The following is a 13557-nucleotide window of genomic DNA, read 5'->3' on the forward strand; positions in this document are numbered from 1 at the left end:
ACCAAGAACCTGGAGATCGAGCAGGCCAGGCAGGAGCTGGAGGACCGCGCCCACCAGCTGACGCTGGCCTCGACGTACAAGAGCGAGTTCCTGGCCAACATGAGCCACGAGCTGCGCACGCCGCTCAACTCGCTGCTCATCCTGGCCCAGCTGCTGGCCCAGAACCACACGCGCAACCTGACGCCCAAGCAGGTCGAGTACGCCGGGATCATCCATTCCGCGGGCTCGGACCTGCTCCAGCTGATCAACGACATCCTCGACCTGTCCAAGGTCGAGGCGGGCAAGATGGACATCAACCCCGAATGGGTGCCGTTGCGGCAGCTTCTCGACTACGTCGAGGCCACGTTCCGGCCGATGACGTCGCAGAAGAACCTCGACTTCCGGATCACCACCGGGCCGGGCGTGCCCGCCGACCTGCTCACCGACGACTCGCGGCTGCGCCAGGTGCTGCGCAACCTGCTGTCGAACGCGGTCAAGTTCACCGAGACCGGAGGCGTCGAACTGCGCATCGAGCCGGCCGCGCACGGCGAACTGCCCGCCTCGGTGCGCCCGCACGCCCCCGCCATCGCCGTGCGCGTCATGGACACCGGCATCGGCATCCCCGAGCAGCAGCTCGAAGTGATCTTCGGCGCGTTCCAGCAGGCCGACGGCACGACCAGCCGCAAGTACGGCGGCACCGGCCTCGGCCTGTCCATCAGCCGCGAGATCGCCTACCTGCTCGGCGGCGCGATCATCGTCCAGAGCACGCCGGGCCAGGGCAGCGTGTTCACCCTCTACCTGCCGGTCGCCCAGCCCGGCGCCGAGGGGCACGCGACCGGCGGCGCGCCCGCGGCCGTCGCGCTGCCGGTGGCCGGTCGGCCCCGGCGGCTGCTGGTGATCGAGGAACGCCCGCACGGGCTGCTGTCGCTGGTGACCGAGAGCGTGGTGAGCGGCCTGGCCGGGTCGCCCGACCCGCTGGGCGGGACCGTCCAGGTGGTCGAGGCGACGGGCGCGGAGGAGGCGGCGAGCCTGCTGTCCGCCGAGCCGTGCCACTGCGTCGTGCTCGACCTCGACCTGCCCGACCGGGCCGCCTACGGCCTGCTGGAGGCCATGGACGGCGATCCGGGGCTGCACGGCGTCCCGGTGCTGGCCTACAACAACTGGCGCTCCGGCCCGTCGCAGGAGGCGCGCATCGGCGACCGGCCGCTGGAGCTGCTGTCCAGCCTCGACGAGCTGCGCGAGCGCATCGCCCTGCACCTGACCGCCGACCAGCCCGGCGACGTGCTGCCGCTGGTCAGGTCCCGGACGGTGGGCGCGGCGTCGGGCCGGGAGATCGACGACACGCTGTCCGGGCGCACGGTCCTGGTGGTGGACGACGACGCGCGCAACCTGTTCGCGCTGACCAGCATGCTGGAGATCCACGGCATCGACGTGCTGCACGCCGAGAACGGCCGCAAGGGCATCGACACGCTGACGGCCCACCCCGAGACGGACCTGATCCTGATGGACGTGATGATGCCCGAGATGGATGGCTACACGGCGATCGAGACGATCCGCGAGATGCCCGGCTACGCCGACCTGCCGATCATCGCGGTCACGGCCAAGGCCATGCCGGGCGACCAGGAGAAGTCGCTGGCGGCCGGAGCCAGCGACTACGTCACCAAACCGGTCGACGCCGACCAGCTGATCGGACGCATCCAGCGCTGGATGGATCCGGCCTGACCCGATGAGGATTCGCGCCATGGGGAGTTCAGCCGAGGAGACGGGCCTGGCCAGGCTGGCCGCAACCGTCGAACGCCTGCGCGCCGAGCTGCACGAGGTCCGCCGCGCCGCCGACGACCGCGCGCTGGTCGAGCTGGCGAAGGGCATCCTGGTCGAACGCCTGCGCTGCGCCCCGGCGCAGGCCGCCGACCAGCTCGCCACGCTCGCGGCCAGGACCGGGCGGTCGCAGGCCGAGCTGGCGGCCGACGTCGTGAACCGGGCCGCCGACGACTCCATCGCCGACGCGTCCCTGACCGACGCCGCCGGGCTCGACGGCGGTCCCGAGCCGCTTGCCGGGCACGCGGAGGCGGCGGTGCGGCTGCGGACGGCCGAGAGCGCCGCGCTCGGCGCCACGGACGTGCAGGCGGCGGCCCACGCCGTGCTGGAGACGGCCCTGCTGCCCATCGGCGCGACGGCGGTCGCGGTGTGGGCGGCCGGGCCGGACACGTCGCTGACGCTGGCCGGGCACGCGGGCTTCAGCGCCGAGGAGGCCGGGCTCTGGCGGCAGGTCCCGCCGGGCCTGGTCACGCCCGCCACCAGCACGCTGATCGAACGCCGCACGCTGTGGCACACCACGCAGGGGCCGCCCTCGATCGGCCGCCACCAGCTGACCGGCGGCCGCGTCACCGCGCTGGCCCGGCTGGGCGGACGGGTGCTCGGCGTCCTGGAGATCTGCTGGCCGGGCGGCTGTCCCGAGCCCACGCCCAGGATGGAACGCCAGATCGAGGCGCTGGCCGACCTGTGCGCCCTCACCCTGAACTTCCCCGGCCCGCCCGCGCGCGCCGGCGCCGCCCTGGCCGAGCTGGCCGCCCTGGCCGACTCCATGTCCGACCCGGCGCTCGTCCTGGTGCCGCACCTCGATCCGCAGGGCCACATCGCCGACTTCCGCGTCCACCACGCCAACGGGTCGGCGGCGGTGCGGGCGGGCGGGCTGCTGCTGGAGGCGTACCCGTTCGCGGCCGGGGAGCTGCTGGCCAGGATCGAGCACGTGCACGCCACCGGCGAGCCGTTCCGCGCCACCGACATGCCCTTCACCGCGGCCGCCACGGCCGAGGTGAGCATCACCCGCCACGGTGGGAGCGTGCTGCTCGTCCGGCGCGACCACGACGACCAGGCCCGCCTGCTCGAGCACGCCCAGCGTCTGGGCCGCATCGGCGGCTTCGAGGAGAACGCGCTCACCGGCCAGATCATGTGGAACGCCCAGATGTTCTCCCTGTACGGCCTGCCGCCGGACGCCCGGCCGGTCCCGCTGGAACGCCTGCGCGACCACGTGCACCGCGACGACGAGGTGGCCGTGGGCCTCTTCCTGCGCACGGTGCTGCATCACCGGCGGCCGGCGGCGACGGCGTTCCGGCTCGAACGCCCCGACGGGGTGGCCCGCCATCTGCGCGTGGTGGCCGAGCCGGTGTTCGCCCCGGACGGCCGGCTGACCGCGCTGCGGGGGGCCTACCAGGACGTCTCGCCCCAGCACTGGACGGAGGTCGCGCTGGCGGTGACCCGCGACAGGCTGGCCCACACCGAACGGCAGTCCGCCGCCCGCAACCGCCTGGCCCTCCAGCTCCAGCACGCCATCATGCCGCCCTCGCACGGCCGCATGGACTCCTTCGGGCTGCGCATCTCGGTCCGCTACCGTCCGGCGCAGAAGGAGGACCTGGTCGGCGGCGACTGGTACGACGCGGTCGTCCTGCCGTCGGAGTGCATCCTGCTGTCGGTGGGCGACGTGGCCGGGCACGGCGTCGAGGCCGCCACGGGCATGGTGGTGCTGCGCAACGCGCTGCGCGGGCTGGCCACCACCGGCGCGGGCCCGGCCCGGCTGCTGAGCTGGCTCAACCTGGTCGCCCGCCACCTCGCCGACCGCATGACGGCGACCGCGATCTGCGGCCTGTACGACCCCGCCACCCGCGTCCTGCGCTGGGCCAGGGCCGGGCACCTGCCGCCGATCCTGCTGCGCGGCGCGCAGGGCACGGAGCTGCCGATGGTCAAGGGGCCGCTGCTCGGCGCGTTCGCCGACGCCGTCTACGAGGAGGGCCGGCTGCAGCTGGAGGCCGACGACACGCTGCTGCTCTACACCGACGGCCTGATCGAGCGGCGCGACCACAACCTGCGCCACGCCCAGGACCGCCTGCTGGCCGTCGCCTCGCGTACGGCCGCGACCCTCGACCACCGGCTCGACGACCTGCTCACCCACTGCAACTCCGACACCGACGACGACACCTGCCTGATCGGCGTGCACGTGCGCTGAGCCGGGCACGCGAAGGGGCCGATGGCGGCGGGTCAGGCGGCGGGCGGGAGGAGGCCGAGCCGGTCGAAGGCCGCGGCCACGCTCGGGGCCAGCGCCGCCGGGTCGTCACCGGCGACGGCGCGGCCGGCGGTGTAGCAGGCCAGCGCGAGCTGCGGGGCCAGGGCCGCCGTCTCGGGGGTGGCGCCGTGCTCGCGCAGGATCTCGGTCATCGTCTCGGCGAAGCGGCGCTGCTTGCGCGCCGTACGGTCGCCGAGCTCGGGATGGTCGGCGACCAGCCGTTCGCGCAGGACGTAGCGGCCGGGGTCGAGGGTGGCCCTGGCGCACAGCGCGAGGGTGAGCTCGCGCACCTGGGCGAGCGCCTCGGGCAGGCCGGGCGGGCGGTCGCCGCGCAGCTCGCGGTGGTGGGCGGCCAGGCCGTCGAGCCAGTCGTGCTCCCCTGCGAAGACGACCTCCTGCTTGTCGCCGAAGTAGCGGAAGAACGTGGTGCGGCCCACCTCGGCGCGCTCGGCGATGTCGGCGACCGTCACCTCGTCGTAGCCGCGCTCGGCGAAGAGCCGGTAGGCCGCCTCGATGATCTCGTCGCGGGCTCGCCGCCGCTTGCGGGCGCGCAGGGAGGACTCGGTCACGGGCCCAGTCTAGCGCTTGCGGACGGCGTCCCTTATGGTACTCAGTACCATCTGGAACTGGATCCCTCTGGAGTTGTCATGCGAGCCGTGCAGATCACCGAGTTCGGCGGTCCCGAGGTCGTGCGGGTACGGGAGGTGGACGACCCCATGCCCGGCCCCGGCCAGGTCGTCGTGGACGTCTCGCGCTGCGGCGTGAACTTCGCCGACACGCTGATGCGCGAGAACGCCTACCTGGCCGCGACCACGCTGCCGGTCGTCCCGGGTGGCGAGGTCGTCGGCAGGACCGCCGACGGCCGCCGCCTGGCCGCCATGCTGGAGCGCGGCGGGTACGCCGAGAAGGCCGCGATCCCGCGGGCGTCCGCCTTCCCGGTGCCCGAGGAGCTCGACGACGTCGCGGCGGTGGCCCTGCTGGCCCAGGGGCTGACCGCGTGGTGGCTGGTCCGCCACACCGGCCGGGTGCAGGCCGGGGAGAGCGTGGTCGTGCACGCGGCGGCGGGCGGCGTCGGCTCGCTGGCGGTGCAGCTCGCCAGGGCGGCGGGCGCGGGCCGGGTGATCGCCACGGCGAGCACGCCCGCCAAGCGGGAGCTCGCCCTGTCGCTGGGCGCGGACGCCGCCGTCGACCCGGCCGCCGACGACCTCACCGCGGCGCTGCGCGCGGCCAACGGCGGCGAGCCCGTGGACGTGGTCCTGGAGATGACCGGCGGCCGGGTCACCGACCAGAGCCTGGCGGCGCTGGCGCCGTTCGGCCGGCTCGCCTTCTACGGGATGGCGGGCGGGGTGGAGCCGCAGCCGGTCTCACCGCGCGCGCTCCAGCCCCGTTCGGCGACCGTCAGCGGCTTCTGGTTGCTCAACGCCTTCCAGCGGCCCGCCGTCCTGGCCGGGGCGTACGCGGAGATGGCGGCGCAGGTGATCGCGGGCGGGCTGCGGGTGGTCGCGGGCGGGGACCGTCCGATGTCGGAGGTGCGGCAGGTGCACGCGGAGCTCAGGGAACGGCGTACGATCGGCAAGCTCGTGCTCGACCCGCGCCGGTAGGAGCCGCTAGGAGGCGGTCAGGCGGCGGCCGAGCCGTTGCATCGGGCGTTCGAGGAACCGGTAGGTCAGCCGGCTGCCCGGCAGCACGAGGGCGAGGAAGAGCACGCTGACGCCGATCTGCAGGGGCAGCGGCGACCAGCGCATCTCCCCCGCCACCTCCATCACCACGAGGAGCACCGGCAGGTGCACCAGGTAGAGGGAGTAGCTCATCAGCCCGAGCCAGGTGAGCACGGCGGGCACCCGGCGGGCCCGCCAGGCCAGACCGGCCGCGAACGTGAGCCCGGCCAGGGCGACGGTCGTCCCCCACACGTCCGGCTGCACCCACCACCACCCGGCGCTGAGCGCCCGGACGGGGGCGACCGTCACCAGCGAGGCGGCCAGGGCCACCGGCCACAGGGAGCCCTGGCCGCTCTCCCACCGGCGGATCGCCGTGCCGGTGAACATGACCGCGAGGATCGCCGCCCCGAACCACGGGACGCGGCTGCTCAGCAGCAGCAGGGCCAGGGCCATGACGCCGAGCGCGGACGCCGCCACGTTGCGCAGCCGCCCGGAGACGACGCAGGCCAGCCCGGCGGCGAACACCGCGAACGACGCCCACGCCAGCCAGCCGCCGGTCAGCGGCGCCGCGCTCAGCGCGAGGCCGGCCACGACCGCGGTCACCCCGAACGCGACGGCGACCAGGCCGCGCCGGTCCCTGACGCCGGTCACGAACAGGGCGGTGACCATCAGGTAGAAGACCATCTCGTAGGAGAGCGTCCACATCGTGTTCATCACCCCGGCGACGCCGACGACGTCCAGCAGCATCGTGGCGTGCGCCGCGGCCGAGGAGATGTCCCTGGGCACCTCCGCGCGTACCGGGATCCACCAGGACAGGGCCAGGACCACGGCGATGACGGCGAGGTAGAGCGGGTAGAGGCGGAAGGCGCGGCCGATCCAGAAGGCGCGCACGTCGCCGTGCCGCTCCAGTGACGACGGGATGATGTAGCCGCTGACCAGGAAGAACACCAGGACGCCGTACACGCCCAGGTTGAAGAAGGTCGGGCGCAGCCACGGCATGGCCCAGGTGGTCAGGTGCTCGCCCACGACGGCGAGCGCGCCGATGCCGCGCAGGGCGTCCAGCCAGGCGAGCCTGGACGCCTTTGGATGAACGACCTGGGGGGTGCCCATGGGAGCAGTCGTCACGCACCCCAACGTATCGGTCCCGCGGGCAGCATCCGGGCTCCTCACCCCCCGGCGGGTCAGGGGCGGCGGGCCGCCCAGGCGGTCCGGGTGCCGCGCACGACGAGCTCACGACGGCGGAGCGACTCCGGCGAGTCGCCGGAGAGCAGCCGGTCCAGGGCGGCGAGGTCGTCGGCGGCCAGGCGCCCGGCGAGCCGCGACCGGTAGCCGCTCAGCACGGCCCGCGCGTAGCGGACGGCGCCCGGCGGCGCCGGGCGCACCTCGATCGGGAAGTCGCGCCGCGCGGCCACCTCGAACCCGGCCGCCGCCAGGAACGGCCCCCAGTCCGGGTACGGGTTCGGGCCGGTGCCCGCCAGCGCCTCCCGGCAGCGCGCCTCCAGCGCCGCCCCGGCCGCGTCGGGCAGGAAGCGCGGCATGCCGTCCATCTCGACGACCGCCAGCAGCCCGCCGGGGCGCAGCGCGGCGTGCACCTCGCGGAGCAGCCGCGCCGGCTCCTCGACGTGGTGCAGCGACGCCGCCGCCCACACCAGGTCGGGCCTGCCGAGCGGCGGCAGGGCCGCGTCCAGGTCGGCCTGGAGCACCCGCACCCGCTCCCCCAGCCCCTGGCCGAGCGCCGCCGCGCGCAGCCGGTCGAGCATGACCGGCGACCGGTCGACCGCGACGATCTCGGCGGCGGCGAACCGCCGGGCCAGGGCCAGCGTGCCGGTTCCGGTGCCGGCGCCCAGGTCGGCGACCGTCCGCGGGGGCCGGGCGGCCTGCTCGCCGACCCAGGCGGTCAGCTCGTCCAGGAACGGGCCGAGCACTTCGGCGTCCAGGTCGAGCAGGTCGGCCACGGCTGAGACGTCGCCATGGTGATGTCCGTGCGGATGTCCGTGGTGGGGATGTGCTTCCATGCCTTCACCGTAGGGGGCTCCTGCGCCTGCGACATACACTCTTGCCTATGACGCAAGAAGTCGACCTGGACGCAGTGGTCCGCCGGCGCATCCGCGGTCTGCGGCTGGCCCGGGGCTGGTCGCTCGACGCCCTGGCCGCGCGGTGCCGGCTGAGCCCGTCCAACCTGAGCCGCATCGAGACCGGCCACCGCCGGATCGCCCTCGACCAGCTCGTCCCCATCGCGCGGGCCCTCGGCACGACGCTCGACCAGCTGGTCGAGTCCACCGAGGACGACGACGTGGTGATCCGGCCGCTCCCCTGCGACCATCCGGGGATGACCGTGTGGTTGTTGTCCCGGGAACGTTCGCTGCACGGCGTCACGGTGGCCAAGCTGCGCATCACCCCCGACCGGCCGCTCGAACCGCAGGCGCATCCCGGCCGCGAATGGTTCACCGTCCTGTCCGGGACGGCCCGCCTGCTGCTGGGCGAGCGGACCGTCCTGGTGCCGGCGGGCGACGCGGCCGAGTTCTCGACCATGACCCCGCACGCCGTCGGCGCCCACGACGGGCCCGTGGAGCTGCTCACCATCTTCGACCACGACGGCGAGCGCTCCCACCTGCACGCGGGCCAGGCGTAGCCGCGGCTCGTTCGCGGCCAGCCGCTCCCGGCTGGTTCGCACCGGCGCGCGGGCTGCTGTTCGCGGCCGGTTTCGGTCTACTGACCGGTCCCTGGGCACAGCGGGTCCCGGTGATGGCGGCGGGAATAGTGGCCCTGGTGGCCTTCCTGGCCGTGCACGCGGCGGTGATCAGCCGCGGCGGGGTCGTCACCATGCCGGGCGGCCCGCTCCCCCGCCGGCTGATGAACCAGCTCGGCCCCGCCGCCGCCTATGGCCTGGGCTGGCTCGCCGCCGTCCCGTTCGGGCAGGGCGCGGGCGCGGCGTGCGCCGCCGTGCTGGGCGGGGTCGCGCTGTGGGCGGTCACGGCACGGGACGGACATGACCGCTGACCCCCGGCTGGACGAGGTCATCCAGCACCCCACCCGGCTGACCGTCATGGCGTTCCTGTCGGGCGCGCTGGAGGCGGAGTTCGCCGCGGTCCGCGACTACGCCGAGATCTCCGACGCCAGCGTCAGCCGGATCGTCTCCGCCCTTCAGGAGGCCGGCTACGTGCACGTGCGCAAGGGTTACGTCGGCAAGCGCCCCCGCACGTGGCTCTCCCTGACCCAGGAGGGCCGCCGCGCGCTGGCCGGGCACCTCGACGCGCTCCGGGCGATCGCCGAGACGGCCCGCCGGAGCGCCGCGGGCCCCGCCTGACCCGGGCGTCCTCGGACCCTACGGGGGCGCCGGGTCAGCCGCCGCCGGTCCCGGCCGGGCCCACGCGGCCGCTGGACCACGGGGTCTCCGGATGGGCCTGGCGCCAGGTCAGCAACTGGCGGTCCAGCCGCTCCCGGTCGGTGAGGCGCGGCCTGGCGGGGCGCACACCCGTACGTTCGAGCAGCCCGGTCGCGGCCTCCGCCAGCCGCAGCCGGGCCGGCGCGAACCGGCGCCGCAGCAGGTCGGCGGTCACCGCCGCGGTCAGCACCGAGGCCGGCCACAACGCGGCCCTGCCCAGCCCGCCGCTTCCCGTGATCTGCCCGTTCCCCTTGCGATGGTCGATGCCCGTGCTCTGGTCGCCGTCGCCATGCCGCATTCGTCAGCCTCCGGGTTCGTCTCGGGACCGTGGGAGTGCCGGAAGTTTCTGCACTTATGGCGCTACCCGGTCCTGCGCCCCTCATGCCGCCGACTCGCGAACGGGACGGTACACGTTTGAGTGGCCGCCGGTGGGAAAGCTGGAGACCGGCCCGCCACCCCATCCGACCCCGCCACGCGAGACGATCATGACCCTTCAGTTCGAGCTGCAGTGCCCCATCAGCACTGACCTTGCCCTCCTCCGGGACCTGATCCGCGTCCACGGCCGCCACTGCGGGCTGCCCGGCGACCGGCTGGAGGACCTGGTGGTGGCGGTCAACGAGGCGGTCACCAACGTGCTGGACCACGGCGGCCGGACGGGCATGGTGACCTCCCGCGGCAGCGCCGACGGCGTGGTCGTCGAGATCCTCGACGTCGCCGGCCGGCTCACCCACGAGCACCTGGCTTCGGCCCGCCTCGACCCGACCGCCTCCCACGGGTACGGCCTGTGGGTCATCCAGCAGCTCTGCGACGAGGTCCTGCTGGAGCAGACCGGGCTCGGCTCGCTGCTGACCCTCGACCTGCGGACCCGTCGCCGGGCCGGCCGCCTGGACGCGCGCCGCGCCGTGCCGGCCTGACCCTCCTTCTCTCTCCGCGAAAATCTCGGGGACGTCGTCCGGTTCCGTCGGTCCCGTTCGTCACCATGGTGAGACGCCGTCCGACCGAGGAGCGCGAGATGAAGTACATGATGTTCGTCTGCACCGACACCGAGCCCGACACCGACCAGGAGAACCTGCCCGACGTCGAGGCGTGGGTGGCCGAGAACGACGCCCGCGGGCGGCGGGTGCGCGGCGCGGTGCTGGCGCCGGAGTCGGCCGCGACCACCGTGCGCGTGCGCCGCGGCGAGCTGGTCCTGTCCGACGGGCCGTTCGCCGAGACCAAGGAGGTGATCGTGGGCTTCGACCTGCTCGAATGCGCCGACCTCGACGAGGCCGTCGAAGTCGCCCGCAGCCACCCGATGGCCAGGCACGGACGGCTGGAGCTGCGGCCGTTCGCCGATTTCGAGCAGTGAGACGACACCTGGAGGAGGCGGCGGCGGAGGCGTACCCGCGGATCGTCGCCGCCCTCATCCGGGTCACCGGCGACTGGACCCTCGCCGAGGACTGCGCCCAGGAGGCGCTGGCGCTGGCCGTGCGGCGGTGGCCGGAGGAGGGCGTGCCGTCCAACCCGGGCGGCTGGCTCATGACGGTGGCGCGCAACCGCGCGATCGACGCGCTGCGCCGCGTCTCGATCGAGCGCCGCAAGCTGGCCGAGCTGGCGGCGCTCGCCCTGACCGTCCAGGACGGGCCCGGCGACGGGCGGGAGGAGGAGGTCGTGGACGACCGGCTGCGGCTCGTCTTCACGTGCTGCCATCCGGCGCTGGCGCTGGAGTCGCGGGTGGCGCTGACGCTGCGGACGATCTGCGGCGTGCCCACCGCCGACCTCGCCCGCGCCTTCCTGGTCACCGAGTCGGCGATGACCCGGCGGCTGACCAGGGCCAAGCGGAAGATCGCCGAGGCGGGCATCCCGTACCGGGTGCCGCGGGGGGCGGCGCTGGCCGAGCGGCTGCCCGGGGTGCTGGCCGTCCTCTACCTGCTGTTCACGCAGGGCTACGACGCCGGCGGCGAGCCCGCGTTCGCCGAGGAGGCGATCCGGCTGGCGCGGCTGCTGCGGCGGCTCATGCCGGAGCAGGAGGAGGTGACGGCGCTGCTGGCGCTGTTCCTCCTGCAGCACTCCCGCCGGGACGCCCGCCGCGACGCCGCCGGCGACCTGGTGCCCCTCGACCGGCAGGACCGCTCCCGCTGGGACCGGGCCGCGATCGGCGAGGGGCTCGCCCTGCTGGCCGCCGTCGAGGGCGGCGGCCCGTACGGGCTCCAGGCCCGCATCGCCGCCTGCCACGCCACGGCGTCCTCGCTGCCCGGCACCGACTGGTCGCGGATCGCCCGCTGCTACGACGAGCTGGCCCTGCTCCACCCCACTCCCGTGGTGGAGCTCAACCGGGCCGTCGCGCACGGGTACGCCCACGGGCCGCGGGCCGGGCTCGCGCTGCTGGAGCGCTCCCGCGCCGAGCTCGACGGCCATCCGCTGGCCATCGCCGCCGAGGCCGACCTCACCGCCCGCGACGGCGACCCGGCCCGCGCGGCGGCGCTGTTCCGGCGGGCCGCCGCCGTCGCCCACAGCGACCAGGAACGCCGCGCCCTCCTCACCCGCGCCACCGAGTCCGCGCGCGACGCGGGGGCCTGAACCGGGGCCGGCCGACGGTGCCGGGCCTGAGCGGAGGTCAGCGGGCGGGGTGGCGGGGCCTGAGCGAGGGCCGGCCGGCGGGGGGTGCCGGGGCCTGAGCGGGTCAGCCGGCGGGGTTTCGGGGTCCCGGGCGGGCGCCGCGTGCGGTGAGCCAGGACGCCAGGTCGTCGGCGCCGGCGCGGCGGGCGGCGTCCAGCGGGGTGAGCTCGTCGTAGCCCACCCAGCCGAGGTCGCCGCCGCGCTCCAGGAGGAACGCCGCGGCCTGCGACCGCCCGCCGTGGCAAGCCGCCCACAATCCCTGCGTCACCTCCGCCCGCGACGGCGTCCCGGCCTCGAACGCCGCCGCGACCCGGTCCATGAGCCCGAGGGCGGCGGCCTCCCACAACCGCGTGGACGCGCCGCGCTCGACGAGGCGGCGGGCGGCCTCCCACTGAGCGAACGCGCACGCGTCCGACAGCGCCGTGCCGCCGCCGATCACCGCGCCGGTGGCCTCGACGTCGGCTCCGGCGTCCAGCAGGGCGTCGAGCACGGGGACGTCGTCGCAGCTCGCGGCCCACATCAGCGGCGTCTCGGCGTGCGGGCCGGCGAAGCGGGCGTCCACCTCGGCCCCGGCCGTGACCAGCTCGCGTACGACGGCGGGACCGCGCGGCACGTGGCCCGGCCAGTCGGTGAGGACGTGCAGGAGGGTCCGGGACACCCCGTCCGCCTCGCCCAGCCGGACGCGGGCCAGCTCGGGATGCCCGGCCAGCAGCCGCCGTACGCCGTCGAGGTCACCGAGCCGGACGGCCTCCGCCGCCGACACCGCCAGCGGGTCCGCCGCATCCAGGTAGCGCATGGGCCCATTGTCACGCGCCCCGGCCCGTCCCGGCGCCGATAAATCGGCCGGAAATAAACGGACAGAAGGCGGCCGGGGCCCGTCCCATTCGCACTTGCACTTCTGCGGCTTGCCCGGAGTTGACGCCATAGGGGCCGGCCGGCGCACAGCTCGCGGGGCGCCGGAAAACCGTGTGCCGAAGCCGGGAACCGACGGCGACACGCACGCCGGAGCGGCGCGGACACATTGAAGCACACCTTTGAATTCATCTTCGATAAGATGCGCGCCACCGCAGCTGCCGCCTTCCCGCGCCTGCCCCGTCCGCGTGCGCGCACCGGGCGACCGGGTGTCCACCGCGGCCACCCGCCCGCCCTGCGACCAGGATCCTGACATGGGCATTCGCAGGTGGGATACGCAAGGAAGCCGCCGTGACACCCTGGGCACGCGCGGTTCCGGCCGCGTTTGAAATGCCTTTGACAGGCGGTGTGCCCGGCGAGTTCTCCTCGTTCACCGGCGCCGGGCCGAGGTAAGTTGCCCGCACGCTACTGAAGGGCGCTACAGTACGCAACAACCGTATCGAGCATGGAGTGCCACCATGGCTAAGCAGATTCAAGAGATTCTCATCGACGATGTAGACGGTGGGGAGGCTCATGAGACCGTCGTCTTTGCACTCGATGGCAGCAGCTACGAGATTGACCTTCATGAGGAGAAGGCGGACGCGCTGCGGAAAGCACTGGCGCCCTTCATCGTGAAGGCCCGTCCTGTTCGCGTGGATCGCGGTGCGCGCGGGCGCCGGGCGGCCGTCACCGGCAGCCGCGCGTTGAGCCGGGAGAAGTCTTCGGAGATCCGGCAGTGGGCCAAGGCCAACGGTCTGCCCGTCAGCGAGCGCGGCCGCATCGCCGCCTCGGTGGTCGAGAAGTACGAGGCCGCCCACTAGTACTCCAGCGACACTTCGCGATCGTTGCTCGGATCTGCGCTGGTAGTGGCAGTGTCGGGCAGTGGCCTGGTGTCGGCGGCGCCAATCCGACCAGCGCAGAATGTCCGTGATGGAGCGGTGCTTGGTCAGTACGAGTGCCGTCAGCAGCCGGCGGATCTCGGGCAA

The 13557-nt window shown here is 74.4% G+C and carries 15 protein-coding genes; 10 read left to right on the forward strand and 5 right to left on the reverse strand.

Features of this window, described 5'->3' with window-relative positions:
* Positions 1–1701 (forward strand): response regulator (locus ABZ444_RS39685; protein WP_358008782.1); only part of this gene is annotated, 1701 nt, incomplete at its 5' end.
* Between the two features lie 19 nt (positions 1702–1720).
* Positions 1721–3982, forward strand: a complete 2262-nt coding sequence (locus tag ABZ444_RS39690; RefSeq protein ID WP_358008784.1) for a SpoIIE family protein phosphatase — start codon at positions 1721–1723, stop codon at positions 3980–3982.
* A 32-nt stretch (positions 3983–4014) separates the two neighbouring features.
* Here ABZ444_RS39690 and ABZ444_RS39695 read toward each other — a convergent pair whose 3' ends face one another.
* Positions 4015–4608 (reverse strand): helix-turn-helix domain-containing protein, encoded by a 594-nt coding sequence (locus ABZ444_RS39695; RefSeq protein ID WP_358008786.1) that lies wholly within the window; start codon positions 4606–4608, stop codon positions 4015–4017.
* Positions 4609–4686: 78 nt separating this feature from the next.
* Between ABZ444_RS39695 and ABZ444_RS39700 the strand changes: the two genes are divergently transcribed.
* On the forward strand, positions 4687–5640 hold the full coding sequence (locus ABZ444_RS39700) for a zinc-binding dehydrogenase (protein ID WP_358008788.1): 954 nt from the start codon (positions 4687–4689) through the stop codon (positions 5638–5640).
* A gap of 6 nt (positions 5641–5646) precedes the next feature.
* On the opposite strand, the gene ABZ444_RS39705 is transcribed toward ABZ444_RS39700, so the two are convergent.
* Positions 5647–6822, reverse strand: coding sequence for an acyltransferase (locus ABZ444_RS39705; RefSeq protein ID WP_358008790.1), 1176 nt, complete (start codon positions 6820–6822; stop codon positions 5647–5649).
* Positions 6823–6878: 56 nt separating this feature from the next.
* Complete coding sequence (locus ABZ444_RS39710) at positions 6879–7712, reverse strand: class I SAM-dependent methyltransferase (RefSeq protein WP_358008792.1); 834 nt, start codon at positions 7710–7712, stop codon at positions 6879–6881.
* Between the two features lie 47 nt (positions 7713–7759).
* Here ABZ444_RS39710 and ABZ444_RS39715 point away from each other — a divergent pair, with 47 nt between their 5' ends.
* The 3 genes from ABZ444_RS39715 (at position 7760) to ABZ444_RS39725 (ending at position 9004) form a co-directional block, all read left to right on the forward strand.
* Entirely contained in the window at positions 7760–8329 is a 570-nt protein-coding gene (locus tag ABZ444_RS39715) for a helix-turn-helix transcriptional regulator (protein WP_357969641.1), read from the forward strand.
* Positions 8330–8442: 113 nt separating this feature from the next.
* Positions 8443–8697, forward strand: a complete 255-nt coding sequence (locus ABZ444_RS39720; protein ID WP_358008794.1) for a hypothetical protein — start codon at positions 8443–8445, stop codon at positions 8695–8697.
* Positions 8687–9004 carry a transcriptional regulator gene (locus ABZ444_RS39725; protein ID WP_358008796.1) on the forward strand — a complete coding sequence of 106 codons (318 nt, stop codon included), beginning with the start codon at positions 8687–8689 and terminating at the stop codon, positions 9002–9004. Before ABZ444_RS39720 ends, ABZ444_RS39725 begins: the two co-directional genes overlap by 11 nt.
* Positions 9005–9038: 34 nt before the next feature.
* Here ABZ444_RS39725 and ABZ444_RS39730 read toward each other — a convergent pair whose 3' ends face one another.
* Positions 9039–9380: a hypothetical protein gene (locus ABZ444_RS39730; protein WP_358008798.1), complete on the reverse strand. Its 342-nt coding sequence runs from the start codon at positions 9378–9380 to the stop codon at positions 9039–9041.
* A gap of 187 nt (positions 9381–9567) precedes the next feature.
* Between ABZ444_RS39730 and ABZ444_RS39735 the strand changes: the two genes are divergently transcribed.
* From ABZ444_RS39735 to ABZ444_RS39745, 3 genes are all read left to right on the forward strand, one after another.
* The gene (locus tag ABZ444_RS39735; protein ID WP_358008800.1) at positions 9568–9996 is read left to right on the forward strand and encodes an ATP-binding protein; all 429 of its coding nucleotides are present in this window, start codon (positions 9568–9570) and stop codon (positions 9994–9996) included.
* Positions 9997–10061: 65 nt separating this feature from the next.
* A complete protein-coding gene (locus tag ABZ444_RS39740; RefSeq protein WP_358008802.1) occupies positions 10062–10430 on the forward strand; it encodes a YciI family protein in 369 nt (122 codons plus the stop codon).
* Positions 10427–11641: a sigma-70 family RNA polymerase sigma factor gene (locus ABZ444_RS39745; RefSeq protein WP_358008804.1), complete on the forward strand. Its 1215-nt coding sequence runs from the start codon at positions 10427–10429 to the stop codon at positions 11639–11641. The genes ABZ444_RS39740 and ABZ444_RS39745 overlap by 4 nt, the downstream gene beginning before the upstream one ends.
* 103 nt (positions 11642–11744) lie before the next feature.
* On the opposite strand, the gene ABZ444_RS39750 is transcribed toward ABZ444_RS39745, so the two are convergent.
* Entirely contained in the window at positions 11745–12476 is a 732-nt protein-coding gene (locus tag ABZ444_RS39750; protein ID WP_358008806.1) for an ankyrin repeat domain-containing protein, read from the reverse strand.
* 574 nt (positions 12477–13050) lie between these two features.
* Here ABZ444_RS39750 and ABZ444_RS39755 point away from each other — a divergent pair.
* Positions 13051–13392, forward strand: a complete 342-nt coding sequence (locus ABZ444_RS39755; RefSeq protein ID WP_358008808.1) for an Lsr2 family protein — start codon at positions 13051–13053, stop codon at positions 13390–13392.
* Positions 13393–13557 lie beyond the last annotated feature (165 nt).

Origin of the sequence: Nonomuraea sp. NPDC005730 (assembly GCF_040630865.1) — a bacterium.
GTDB lineage: Bacteria > Actinomycetota > Actinomycetes > Streptosporangiales > Streptosporangiaceae > Nonomuraea.

What these genes read in the sequence shown, in the direction of transcription:
- ABZ444_RS39725 (WP_358008796.1), top strand. Translation starts at nt 8,687, where the DNA reads ATGACCGCTGACCCCCGGCTGGACGAGGTCATCCAGCACCCCACCCGG.
- ABZ444_RS39720 (WP_358008794.1), top strand. Translation starts at nt 8,443, where the DNA reads ATGGCGGCGGGAATAGTGGCCCTGGTGGCCTTCCTGGCCGTGCACGCG.
- ABZ444_RS39750 (WP_358008806.1), bottom strand. Translation starts at nt 12,476, where the DNA reads ATGCGCTACCTGGATGCGGCGGACCCGCTGGCGGTGTCGGCGGCGGAG.
- ABZ444_RS39735 (WP_358008800.1), top strand. Translation starts at nt 9,568, where the DNA reads ATGACCCTTCAGTTCGAGCTGCAGTGCCCCATCAGCACTGACCTTGCC.
- ABZ444_RS39755 (WP_358008808.1), top strand. Translation starts at nt 13,051, where the DNA reads ATGGCTAAGCAGATTCAAGAGATTCTCATCGACGATGTAGACGGTGGG.
- ABZ444_RS39710 (WP_358008792.1), bottom strand. Translation starts at nt 7,712, where the DNA reads ATGGAAGCACATCCCCACCACGGACATCCGCACGGACATCACCATGGC.
- ABZ444_RS39730 (WP_358008798.1), bottom strand. Translation starts at nt 9,380, where the DNA reads ATGCGGCATGGCGACGGCGACCAGAGCACGGGCATCGACCATCGCAAG.
- ABZ444_RS39715 (WP_357969641.1), top strand. Translation starts at nt 7,760, where the DNA reads ATGACGCAAGAAGTCGACCTGGACGCAGTGGTCCGCCGGCGCATCCGC.
- ABZ444_RS39690 (WP_358008784.1), top strand. Translation starts at nt 1,721, where the DNA reads ATGGGGAGTTCAGCCGAGGAGACGGGCCTGGCCAGGCTGGCCGCAACC.
- ABZ444_RS39740 (WP_358008802.1), top strand. Translation starts at nt 10,062, where the DNA reads ATGGTGAGACGCCGTCCGACCGAGGAGCGCGAGATGAAGTACATGATG.
- ABZ444_RS39700 (WP_358008788.1), top strand. Translation starts at nt 4,687, where the DNA reads ATGCGAGCCGTGCAGATCACCGAGTTCGGCGGTCCCGAGGTCGTGCGG.